The sequence below is a fragment of the Acinetobacter sp. TUM15064 genome (assembly GCF_008980265.1).
GTDB lineage: Bacteria > Pseudomonadota > Gammaproteobacteria > Pseudomonadales > Moraxellaceae > Acinetobacter.
Genome location: NZ_BKFU01000007.1, coordinates 67,057 through 79,444 on the forward strand (window position 1 = coordinate 67,057; position 12,388 = coordinate 79,444).

Below are 12,388 nucleotides of genomic sequence, written 5' to 3' on the forward strand. Positions count from 1 at the left end.
TTTGATATCCCTTGTTTTAGCTGGCATCTTTGGAAGAAGCAGACTGTTCATCATCATCTTGATAAATGAATTTCGGCATTTCTAAACCAAAGTAAATTGCAATTAAACGTAAGCTAAAACCAAAGATCAAAGTCGAAATCACGGTCAGCTCAAGCGACAAACCGAGTTGAATGCAGCCCCAATAGAAAATCACTGCGACAAAAGAAATACTGGCATACAGTTCACGGCGGAACACCAAAGGCACGTCATTACACAAAATATCACGCAAGATACCGCCCGAGACCCCGGTAAGGACTCCAGCAACCGCAGACACCACAAAACCATGTCCCATTTCTAAGGCAATTTGACAGCCGATGATGGTAAAACCGATCAGGCCCAGAGCATCGAGCACCAAGAAAATATTGCGTAAATGACGCATCCACTTAGCAATCAAAATCGTCATAAAAGCGGCAAAACACGTCAGCATCAAATATTCAGGATGCTTGACCCAGGTCAGCGGATAATGTCCTAATAACACATCACGAACAGAACCACCGCCCAGTGCTGTGACACAGGCAATAATCACCACACCAAACCAATCCATACTACGCCGACCCGCTGACAGTGCACCAGTCATCGCCTCTGCCGTGATCGCTATAATATAAATAACAGTGAGTAACATCGCCTGGATTCCATATAGGCTAATTGATGCGCGCTATTCTAAGCCAAATTTTCTGAAAATTATAAAAATTGTGCACAACATTGTTTAAATTTTTTCCCTGAACCGCAAATGCACGCTTGTTTCATGGTGATTTGCATTTCAGTGGTCGGATCTAAAAAATACCATGCCTCAGCATGTTTCACAAAATGTGAAATTTCATGATGTATCTGTGCCGATTTTCCATCATGATAATGCGCTTTAAACTCGACCATGGCGTGGTTTTTATCGAGTTTCTCATTGGCGTTTATGACGTCTAACTTTAACCATTGGTTGCTTCGACTCCACTCCGCTATTGCTACAATATCGAGTGCTTGTTGCTGCCCCAACGCTGTGGTTTGCACAATGTAATCAATTTGCTGTTTGGCAAAAGCACTATAGCGTGAGCGCATCAATTGGACAGCTGTCTGCGCATGACTTTGTCCCAAATGCAAAGGCTGACAGCACTGTACATATTCTCCTTGCCCACACGGACACTCAATATGGCTCATGATTTTCCATAAAAAAAATAGCTCGACATTGCGAGCTATTTTAACCTGTTCACCCCAGTTTGAGGACGGGTTTTAAGATGATTCTTTGTGCAGATCTGACTGTGGAATTACATGCACTTTTTCAATTTTGTGCCCATCCATCGTCACCACTTCAAAAATGCAACCATCTGCTACAAGGCTAGAGCCATTTTCGGGTAAACGACCTAAATGAAAGAGGATATAGCCTGACAAGGTTGAGTACTGATCGGACTCATCGACCAAATCACGATCCAACAATAACGACACATGACGAATATCGGTTGAGCCATCGAGCATCAAGCTGCCATCTTCTAAACTTTCAGCCACATTGTCTTCAGCATCTTCATCAGGGAACTCCCCTGCAATCGCCTCTAATACGTCAATCGGGGTGGCAATCCCTTCAATCGAGCCGTATTCGTTCAAAACCAAAGCCATTTGTAGTGGGGCTTGACGCAATTGTTCCATCACCATCAGGACTTGCGCATTTTCATGCACAATCACAGGTTCACGTAAATGTTTATCAAAATCGAGGACACCCGTTTCGATATATTCGTTTAAAACTTTATGGGTCAATACCACACCTGCAATGTTGTCTAGCTCGCCCCGTGCTACGATTAAACGTGAGTGCGTAATACTGAGCAATTGTGATTTGATCGAGGCTTCATCATCCTCTAAATCAATCCATTCCAACTCTGGACGTGGTGTCATCACGGACTTCACAGGACGCTCAGACAAACCCAACACCCCTTGTACTAGAACACTGTGATAGACCCCATTTTCAGGATCAAATACTTCATCCGCATAAGCGCGAGTTGCCAACACATCTTCAGGCTCAGAAGCATGATCACTACTTTTACCGCCCAACATCCGCAGTACCGCAGACGCAGTTTTATAGCGAAGGTCTGTGGTGGTGACCATTTTTTCTTGATTACGGCGCATGGTCTGGTTGATAAATTCAACAATCACCGAGAAACCAATGGCTGCATAGAGGTAACCTTTTGGAATATGGAAACCAAAGCCCTCTACAATCAAAGAGAAACCGATCATCATCAGGAAACCAAGACACAAAATCACCACGGTCGGATGTTTGTTGACGAATTCCATCAAGGCCTTGGATGCCCACAGCATATTGCCCACGGCGATAATCACCGCAATCATCATTACAGACAGGTGCTTGACCATACCGACTGCAGTAATCACCGAGTCTAAAGAAAATACCGCATCCAAAACCACAATTTGGACAATCACCATCCAAAATACGGCGTTGGCAGGATTTTCTTCTTTTTGGATCACTTTGGCGTCGATGCGTTCATGTAACTCCATCGTCCCTTTAAACAGCAAGAACACCCCACCAAACAGCAAAATCAGATCACGCCCTGAGAATGGATGGTCGAAGATATGGAACAATGGTTCAGTCAGCGTCACCACCCAAGCGATAGACGCGAGTAAAACCAAGCGCATGAGCAGCGCTAACATCAGACCAACGATACGGGCTGTATTACGTTGTTCAGGAGGAAGTTTTTCTGCCAAAATCGCAATAAAAACGAGGTTATCAATCCCGAGCACAATTTCCAGCACCACCAAGGTGAGTAAGCCCACCCATGCAGAAGGATCAGACATCCATTCAAATATCATGTGATCTGCCCCCGTCGAAGGAATGTATAACGCGCATAATGATTAGGCGAATAAAAATGAAGATTCAGCACTGCTCGCTGTAAATTATTTTCGGAAAACTGAAGATGTCTTGAGTGACAACTACCACTACCCATGTTCGTTCTTGTGTTGTGAAACAAGAGCTCAGTATAGGCAAGATCTACATAAAATTCATCTTTTTTAAAAATGTCGTTTTTTTAGAGATTTAACAAATTATTACCTGATTGTTCGATTAGATACAGTGATTTGTCACATTTCTTGCTTAAACTAAGAGAGAAAAAGTAGATAAAGAAAAGGTAAAAACATACGCCATGAATAGTGAATTAAAAATATCATCTCTCAACACTGAATCAAACGTTCAAACCACTCAACCCTTGATCGCACTTTACTGTGGCTCTCGGTCAGGCAACAAACCGATTTATCAAGAAAAAGCAATTGCGCTAGCCCAAGGCTTAGCAAACCACGGTTTCGGACTGGTCTATGGAGGCGCGAGTATTGGTCTGATGGGACAAGTGGCAGATGCCATGATTGCTCATGGGGGGGAAGCTGTTGGCGTCATCCCTGAGTTTATGCTGGATTATGAAATTGCACACAACCAATTGACTGAATTACATATTGTACAAACCATGCATGAACGCAAAGCATTAATGGCTGAACGTGCAAGTGCTTTTGTCGCACTACCCGGTGGCTTAGGCACTTTTGAAGAAATTTTAGAAGTGGCAACATGGGGACAACTCAATCAACACCAAAAACCCATGATGCTCTATAACGTCAATGGTTTCTATAATGCACTGATTGCCCAACTTGATCATGCCGTTCAAGAAGGTTTTCTGCCTCCACAGCACCGTGCCAAACTCATTGTGTGTAACCATGCTGAACAGATTTATTCAGCAATTGCAAACTTGGGGAGCCCAAAGCGCTTTGTGGTTTAAAGTTGTTTAAACACCTCAAAACTCTCCATACACAAAGAAGCGAGCTCAAGGCTCGCTTTTTTAACAACTTCGTCTATTGACCATAATTCGTGACAAAGTTGTAGAACCACGGCAAAGTGGTCGCCAAAATCACCGACATGGCTAAACCAAACATCAACTTCATGGCATCTTTACTGACATTGCGCGAAGTACGGTGCTTATTCACCTCATCAAAAATCATCGACATAGCAAACTCACGACCTGCAAGTAAACCTAAGAATACCCATGTGGTACTCATTGGAATGTTGCTCCACTCCTTGAAGACCAACAAAATCAGGGCATACATAAAGTCAATAATCGTTGCAGCACGAATATCCGTTACACCTGTTTTAGTATCAACAATTTTTTGAATCGCCCCACCACGTTGGTACAAAATCAGCGCCAACAACACCACAAAGATGGTGATAGCAAACAGCAAAAATGCCAACGGAACTTGGCGTGGCACGTATACAAAAATATTGGCCAAATCTTGAATCAGCCATTGGCTCCACAAAAAAGCGGTCGATACCCACTGTAACCCAATCCAAATATGCGAAGGTTCTTCATGACGGGTTTTGGCAAAGTACTTTGCCACTTGTCGCATCACAAAACGATAGACAATAATCGCAACCACAAAAGCCACGGCATAGCCCATCATTGACTTCACCATCATCGACCCCAAACTTGCAGGCGAGAAAATGGTTAAAACCAAAAAAGTGGTACTCACAGGAATGCCGTATTTGGTCAAAAACAACAGTAAAATTGGCGGTACGATATACAGCCACGTAATCCCATTATCTGGAAATGGAATCGTCTCTAAGCGACCGTAAGAGGCATCTCCCACACCTGATGCATACCAACCATAGATCAGAACCACAACTAAAATGGTGCTGATAAAGAGCCAAAGCACCCACCATGGGCGGTGTGCATTCGATGAAATAAAGGTACCTAATGTCTGTGGCACATCATTTCCGACGATAGAATAAGCTGCTAAACAGAAGCCAATCACCATCAAGATTTCGATTGTCATAAAACAAACCTTTTGCAGAATCTTTCCAACAGCCTGCCATTGAAGCTTTGGCAGAGATTATGACGGTTTTATTTCATTTTCATGACATTATTGTCATATATTTTTTGTAGCGCCATAAAAAAGAGCACCACTGTGCTCTTTATTTAAACTAAGCTATTAATTTAGCTTTACTTCATAAACTGACGTCGTACCACTGACTTCATTCCCCACTACCAATAAAGGTCGAGCATTTGGTGAATTTTTCGCCGCGATAAAGATCAAACCTTCTGGGCCAAGGTCTCCTTGCTTCGTGACTTCTGTTTCGGTGGTGTTGCGATGGTTCAGGTACTGAACAAATTTAGCCTGATTCGGGTTGCTAATGTCATAGACCATGATGCCACTGGCACGCTCAAGTCCAATAAAGGCAAAGGTCTTTTCACCAATTTTACCCAGAGTCACTCCTTCAGGTTCAGGGCCTTTGTTGTCACTACGGTCATCAAATTTAAATGCTTCATGATTGCTATTAAATTGATTTGGAAACAACTCCGCAATTTTTCGCTCAAACTCACTGCCCGAGTCCCACACAATCTGCTTGGTTTCAGGGTCGACAATACTTACCGAACGACCACCATAAGCATATAATTTGTCATACGTCAGACGACCATTTTCATCCAACTTTGGCAGACCTGTCAGTGGATCTTTTTGATAGCCTTGAGTCCAACTAATGGTCAAACGTCCAATTTGTGCGTCTTTAATTAAATTGTCCGCACAGACTTCTGTTGCGTCAGCCGTTTGACAAGGTTTAAACACCTCTGGGTTTAATTTTGCCCCTTTCACACCTGGCGCAAGCTGACGTAAATGTGCTGCATAATCGCCTTTGGCATCAAAACCTGCTTTTTTAAACAAGTGTTTGATACGTATCTCTTCTGCATAACCAGCATTTAAGTCCGCGCCTTCAAAGTATTTGGCTTCATCCTTTAACCATTCACGGGCATCCCCTTCATTGGCCGTGACCAAATAGGTTTTACCCTTGGCTTGATATTGTGCAATGGCATCGGGCATATACATGCCATATAGTCCCGGCCAAGAGCGGATATTGATCATTCCTGCATCTTTTGCACATTCTGTAATACTACGCCCCAACGAGTCTTGACCAATAGCACAGTCACGGTCACTGCCATCTAAGGCATTTTCAGGCAAGCTATGGTCTTTGTAGCCCATCGGGAAAAGATCAACAAATTGATTTTTTTCTAAGTCTAAAACCCCAATCGCATTGTTTTCCTGCAAACTGACCCACGCCTTTTTGCCATCAGCACTGACTGCGATGTACTCAGGCTCCAAATCCTGTGCTACAGAGGTGGTTTGAATACCTACGGTCGCGACATTTGAGTATTGGCTGATGTCTGGACCAAAAATACGAATCCCTGCATCCAATAATTCTTGTTTACGGTCATTCCATGCTTGGAAGCCTGCTATGTTTGCTGTTGGTTTTTGAATGTCAGAAACATCAATAATACTAACCGAACCCTCAGGATCAATTTGATAACCCTCATTCGGTTCCGCCTCATTGGCAACCAACACCTTTCGACCATCAGGTGTGAAGGTTAGCATATCGGGTAAAGCACCGACCTTGACTTGGCTAATATAAGACAAATCTTGTGCTTTAAAGAAAGCCACGATACCAGTTTGGGTTTTATCCTCAGCCTGAACCGCAAGCGCAACGATACCATTATGCACCGCGACACTATTCACTTCGGAATTGGCTAAATAAGTTTTGGCATCCAAAGACTGAATATATGTCGGTTGCGCTGGTTTGGAGAAATCCAAAACATCGACCATGCCTTTTTGAGCATTTACCACGAATAGGCGCTGACTCTCGGCATCATAAGCGGGTATCTCCGCTGCACTCTGCCCAAATACCCCCGACGCATAACTTGCAAGCTTGACCAGTTCAATACCATTCGGCGTAACTTCCTCAACAACAGGTGGGGATGTAATGGTTTGTTCATCATCACTGCCATTACATCCCACTAAACCCAGTCCCATCCAAGCTAAAAATACGGCACTATATGTTTTATTCATCATGATCTAAATATCGGTTCAAATTTGACCAATGTATGACGCAAGCGTTGCAGTTCAATGTCGTATAGATGTCAATTTGATGGCAGGTGATAAATGCACTTTCACAACATCAGTTCTGTATAAATTGGGCTAAACTGTTTAAAAATTTCACTTTGTTGTATCTATGAATCAAACGCCAACCCATCAAGCGCTCGCTCCTGAGTACCGTCTTTTGGTACTTCTGGTTTCGATTGGCTTTTTTATGCAAGGCTTAGATACCACCATTGTGAATACCGCTCTACCTGCTATGGCCATCAGCCTAAATGAGGACCCGCTGCAAATGCATAGCGTGGTGGTGGCCTATGTGCTTGCCGTGGCTGCCTGTATTCCCTTGAGTGGTTGGCTTGCAGACCGTTTTGGGGTGCGCAATACCTATTTCAGTGCCATTATCATTTTTACTCTTGCTTCACTGGGCTGTGGTTTTTCTGAAAGCTTAAATGAATTATTGTTCTATCGCGTACTCCAAGGCGTAGGCGGTGCATTATTGCTCCCTGTTGGCCGTTTAGCCATGCTCAAGGTCATCCCGCGGACGCAGTTTTTATCCGCAATGAGCTTAATGAGCCTCGCGGGACTGATTGGCCCACTCATTGGCCCAACACTTGGTGGCTGGCTGGTCGAAGTCAGCACATGGCATTGGATTTTCCTGATTAACCTCCCCATGGGGCTGTTAGGGGTCCTGATTAGTTTTAAAGCCATGCCGAATGTCACCGAACAGAATGTGCCACGTTTTGACTTTTGGGGTTTTATCCTACTGGTCATTACCATGGCAGGACTCTCTTTAGGCATTGAAAATTTTGCTAGCCCACATCTAACTTTATGGTGGAGCCTCGGATTAGTTGGATTGAGTTTGGTCACTGCACTTTGGTATGCCTATCATGCGCATACGCATCAAAATGCCTTATTTCGTAGCAAGCTGTTTGGTAACCGCATCTATGCCGTGGGTATTTTAGGCAATTTCTTTGCTCGCCTCGGTGGCAATGCCATGCCCTTTCTCATGCCTTTGATGTTACAACTGGCCTTTGGCTTTGAACCCTTAATTACAGGGCTATTAATGATTCCCACAGTGCTAGGTTCATTGGCATCCAAACCCATCATTCGTCACTTGATTCAACGCTTTGGTTATCGCCACGTCCTTTTAGTAAATACCCTATTGGTTGGTGCATGTATTGCCAGCTTCGCACTCAACACCGCAGATACCCCGACATGGCTACGCGCGCTGCATTTCTTTGTTTTTGGCATGCTGAACTCACTGCAATTTGTGTCTATGAATACCCTCACGCTGAAAGATCTGCCACAACAAGATGCCAGCAGTGGTAACAGTTTCTTGTCGATGATCATGATGGTGTCGATGAGTATTGGTGTAGCCTTGGCGGGTACTTTGGTCAATGTCTTTACGGCGTATTTGGGCACAGAGCATATCGTCATGGCATTCCATAATACCTTGATTGTATTGGGCTGTATTAACCTGATTACTGCTGCTATTTTTTGGCATATCCCCAAAGACACCGCAGATTAACAACAGATACAAAGTACGGCCATTCACTGAGCATAATCATCATGGTCAGTTCAGTGAATTCAAGCTATGATGATGAGCTAAAAATCAACACCTGCAAAAGCATGCCTGTAAGAAAAAAAGCCACCGCTTCTCGAAAAACATCATTAGCCTATTACACAGCCGCCTGTGTAATAGTGCTCTGTATCGGTCTCGGAATCACCTATTTTTTCTTGCAGAACAATGTCGCATCTGCTCAAGAGTATCCCGTAAAAGGCTTTGATGTATCTCATCATCAGGGCGATATTCAATGGCAATCCATTTCTCCCAAAGAGTTTAAATTCGTCTATTTAAAAGCTACCGAAGGTGGCGATTTTAAAGATCGAAAGTTTCAGGACAACTGGCTTAAAGCACGTGAGCACGGCTTCTTAGTCGGAGCCTATCATTTTTATCGTTTATGTCGTGATGGGCAGATTCAAGCGCAAAACTTTATTGAAACCGTGCCAAAGAAAAAAGATAGCTTGCCACCTGTGATTGATTTGGAATATGACAGTAACTGTATTAATACCTACACCAAAGAACAGCTGCTCAAAGAAATTCAGGTCATGCATGATAAACTGCACGAACACTATGGTTTACAGCCGATCTTTTATACCTCTAAGGCATTTTATAATATTGTTTTAGTCGATAAGTTTAAGAATACACCGCTTTGGATTCGTGAATATCAAGGTCAACCTGAACTCAAGGGCAATCCAAAATGGACCTTTTGGCAACACACTAGCCAAGGACAAATTAAAGGTGTTCCTACCTTGGTTGATCTCAATGTATTTCATGGTTCAGAACAAGAGTGGATACACTTTTTAGAACGCCAAGGACTTTATCAACTACCACAAAATTTACCCATTAAATAAGTCACCCACCTTCATCTTTAACAAAAAATAAGAACATGAAGACAAACCATGTCGCGCATAGTGGATGAAAGGCTTCGCAATCGAGAGAGATAGTGCCATACTTTAGCTGAACCTCTACATCAAAACCGAGTATGCGAAAAATCATTCACATCGACATGGATGCCTTCTACGCATCTGTAGAGTTGCTTGAACGTCCAGATTTAAAGCACTTGCCTGTGGTCATTTCTTCGCACCATCCTCGTGCCGTTATTGCAGCCGCATCCTACCCTGCACGTCAATATGGTCTCCGTTCAGCGATGTCGATGACTCAAGCCAAAAAACGCTGCCCGCAAGTGGTCGTGATTGAACCCAACTTTTCTAAATATCGGGCAGTTTCAGAACAGATTCATACTATTTTCCAGCGTTATACGACCCTCATTGAACCCCTTTCTTTGGATGAAGCCTATTTAGATGTCACTGAAAATTTACAACAACTGGCCAGCGCCACAGAAGTGGCTGAGCGCATTCGCGCTGATATTTTTCAAAGCACAGGACTGACCGCCTCGGCGGGTGTTGCACCCAATAAATTTCTCGCCAAAGTTGCTTCGGACTGGAATAAACCCAATGGGATCTGTGTGATTAAACCCTCACACGTTCAGCAGTTTATTCAGCACTTAGCGCTTAAAAAAATCCCTGGTGTCGGTAAAGTCATGCAAGAAAAGTTAAAAAGCTTAAATCTTGAGACTTTAGGCGATCTACAAAAATTAGATGAAAATGTACTCATTCACCATTTTGGCAAATACGGCAAACAACTGTTTTTATATGCGCAAGGGATAGATGAACGTCCTGTACAAGCAGAACGTGAACGTCAGCAAATCTCAAAAGAAACGACCTTTGATGATGACTTAAGCATTGAACAATGCATGCCATTTTGGCCCCAGTTGATTGAACAAGTTTGGCGAAGTCTCGAGAAAAAACAACTGTATGCTCGTGGCGTCACCGTCAAACTTAAACTCAAGAATTTTCAGACTTTACAGCATAGCAAAAGCTTTAAAATACCTCTTAAACATCAGGCAGAACTACAACTCATCTTAGACAGCCTGCTCAAAGACATGCATATCAGGCCAGAGCAATGCTTTCGATTAGTGGGTGTTGGTGTTTATGCGCTTTCTCACAAAGAAGTACTTCCTCAACTCTCCTTATGGGAAGATGAAATACCCAAATGAGCTATTTTTTAACCAAAAGAACAAAAATAATGCAATTTAGCATTCACAATATCCTTTTTTAGAGTAATCTAATGGCGCGCTACATTTATCCATGTAAGCGCTGAGATGCTAAAACTCACCTTTACTTTTAGCATAACGTCCTGTGATTGGTGTGACGATCAAATCCAAAGATTACAGGGCATCTCTGATGCTCATCACGACATACTGCTTTTACATCGTGTAGCATTTTAGCCTTATCAAAATAACAATAACTATCTACAAGTAATTTTCATCCCTCATTCCAACTCAGACTAAGCACTTCTTTTTATTTTTACACCACACTTTTCAAATCATCACCATATACTCTCAAAGTCAGTACCACTCTCTTCTGAGTCATTTTAGAACCCCAAAAAACCTTAATACTGTAAATAACGGGATTGCGAGCGAGTGATCATCTGTCGCACTTGACTTTGTGATAGGCTATCGAGGTATATATCATGATCTTTAATTCTACACGCACAGGGCTCTCACATGGCTGTTCAACGTTTGCATGTCTCAAATCGCTTTTCTGAAGTGGCAATTGCTGGAAACCTCATTCATTTAGCAGGACAATTGGCTTCTGACTTTGATTTAGATATTAAAGGACAAACTCAACAGACTTTCGACATGATCGACCAATTTCTTGCAGATGCAGGCACAGACAAAAGCCATATTTTATCTGTGACAATTTATTTAAAAGATATTGAACAAGATTATGCTGCGTTTAATGAAGTATGGGATGCATGGGTTGCCGATATTGATGCATTACCTCGTACTTGTGTTGAAGCAAAACTCTATGATCCACGTGTCTTGGTCGAGTTAACAGTTGTTGCGGTTAAACCTGAATAAATAAATTATTCATCATAAAAGACATGGATCGCATGTTTTTTATGATGAACTTCAAAGCTCAACTAGCCAAGCACACGTAATTTTCGTGTTTGTGCATCATTATAATAGTCGTACTTTTTTGAGGTTTTCTTATCTTTGTTTAAACGTGTTGGGAGATAGACATCTCCATAAAAATCTTCACGTAACTGATGATATTCAGGTACTTCTTCATAACGGATGACTTTATAGCCCGCCATATCGAGTATCGCATCCTGAAATTGGGACTTTTGTGGGCGTTTCAAGGAAAGTGGGTCATCTAAAGCCACGACAGCAACCACTTGCTGCATCCCATCTACCACCACAAAATCGGCCACCAAGTTACGATATTTACTTCGTGTACGTGAAAATTTAGTTGTCAATAAAGCATCATAAGAAACATGTGCAAGTATCGTATGATGAGGTAAAATTTCTTTCAATCGTGTATAGGTTAATTGTTCATTTACATTGAAAATAGCGCGCTGCCTTAATGCACTATCCTGTTGTTTTGTTTTTGGAATTAAACCCTTACTCGCCAAAATCATGGACAGTAGTAGTATCACACTACCAATTACTATATAAATTGTCATATTCGTATCCTTCTCATATTTATTATAATTTCCGGTCTCACACCGATTTTTATGCGATCAGTATAGCGTGCTGATCATTTTCCCAAACCACGAAATAAAAAATTACAGCTAAATTTGACCAAATGGTTATAAAACTAAACAAATCTTTTCAATGTCATTTGATGTAACATTTATTGCAACTGCGCAAACAACGACATCATTTATTTAGCTAGTTCATACTGTAATAGACTCAATCCTTAGGGTGCAATACTATTTTAGTCTATGCCAAATTTTTCCCGACAAATGACAAAAATCCCTAGAGTAAAGTCTTTTAACTGCTTATAAAAATAATATCGCATAAAAAAGGATGCCAAGGCACCCTTCTTAGTT

At 42.3% G+C, this 12,388-nt stretch carries 11 protein-coding genes; 5 read left to right on the forward strand and 6 right to left on the reverse strand.

All coding sequences use genetic code 11. From position 1 onward, the window contains the following. Nucleotides 1-16: 16 nt before the first annotated feature. The 3 genes from GBI16_RS03890 to GBI16_RS03900 form a co-directional block, all read right to left on the reverse strand. Nucleotides 17-661, reverse strand: coding sequence for a trimeric intracellular cation channel family protein (locus tag GBI16_RS03890; protein ID WP_086209796.1), 645 nt, complete (start codon nt 659-661; stop codon nt 17-19). Nucleotides 662-720: 59 nt separating this feature from the next. Then, a complete protein-coding gene (locus GBI16_RS03895; protein WP_151706541.1) occupies nt 721-1,188 on the reverse strand; it encodes a YchJ family protein in 468 nt (155 codons plus the stop codon). 72 nt (nt 1,189-1,260) lie between these two features. Beyond that, a complete protein-coding gene (locus tag GBI16_RS03900; RefSeq protein WP_151706542.1) occupies nt 1,261-2,841 on the reverse strand; it encodes a TerC family protein in 1,581 nt (526 codons plus the stop codon). A gap of 329 nt (nt 2,842-3,170) precedes the next feature. Here GBI16_RS03900 and GBI16_RS03905 point away from each other — a divergent pair, with 329 nt between their 5' ends. Continuing rightward, complete coding sequence (locus tag GBI16_RS03905; RefSeq protein ID WP_086209799.1) at nt 3,171-3,791, forward strand: TIGR00730 family Rossman fold protein; 621 nt, start codon at nt 3,171-3,173, stop codon at nt 3,789-3,791. A gap of 73 nt (nt 3,792-3,864) precedes the next feature. Here the strand turns inward: GBI16_RS03905 and GBI16_RS03910 are convergent, their stop codons facing one another. Further along, nucleotides 3,865-4,839, reverse strand: a complete 975-nt coding sequence (locus tag GBI16_RS03910; protein WP_086209800.1) for a hypothetical protein — start codon at nt 4,837-4,839, stop codon at nt 3,865-3,867. Nucleotides 4,840-4,995: 156 nt separating this feature from the next. Further along, nucleotides 4,996-6,903: a choice-of-anchor I family protein gene (locus GBI16_RS03915; RefSeq protein WP_151706543.1), complete on the reverse strand. Its 1,908-nt coding sequence runs from the start codon at nt 6,901-6,903 to the stop codon at nt 4,996-4,998. 160 nt (nt 6,904-7,063) lie between these two features. Between GBI16_RS03915 and mdtD the strand changes: the two genes are divergently transcribed. The 4 genes from mdtD to GBI16_RS03935 all read left to right on the forward strand — a co-directional run bounded on the left by mdtD (nt 7,064) and on the right by GBI16_RS03935 (nt 11,414). Continuing rightward, the gene (mdtD, locus tag GBI16_RS03920) at nt 7,064-8,455 is read left to right on the forward strand and encodes a multidrug transporter subunit MdtD (protein ID WP_151706544.1); all 1,392 of its coding nucleotides are present in this window, start codon (nt 7,064-7,066) and stop codon (nt 8,453-8,455) included. Between the two features lie 41 nt (nt 8,456-8,496). Next, complete coding sequence (locus tag GBI16_RS03925) at nt 8,497-9,342, forward strand: GH25 family lysozyme (protein WP_404814570.1); 846 nt, start codon at nt 8,497-8,499, stop codon at nt 9,340-9,342. A 131-nt stretch (nt 9,343-9,473) separates the two neighbouring features. Then, nucleotides 9,474-10,547 (forward strand): DNA polymerase IV, encoded by a 1,074-nt coding sequence (gene dinB / locus GBI16_RS03930; protein ID WP_086209803.1) that lies wholly within the window; start codon nt 9,474-9,476, stop codon nt 10,545-10,547. 510 nt (nt 10,548-11,057) lie between these two features. Then, nucleotides 11,058-11,414 (forward strand): RidA family protein, encoded by a 357-nt coding sequence (locus GBI16_RS03935; protein WP_086209804.1) that lies wholly within the window; start codon nt 11,058-11,060, stop codon nt 11,412-11,414. 62 nt (nt 11,415-11,476) lie between these two features. Here the strand turns inward: GBI16_RS03935 and GBI16_RS03940 are convergent, their stop codons facing one another. Further along, nucleotides 11,477-12,019: a DUF2726 domain-containing protein gene (locus GBI16_RS03940; RefSeq protein ID WP_086209805.1), complete on the reverse strand. Its 543-nt coding sequence runs from the start codon at nt 12,017-12,019 to the stop codon at nt 11,477-11,479. Between the last annotated feature and the right edge of the window lie 369 nt (nt 12,020-12,388).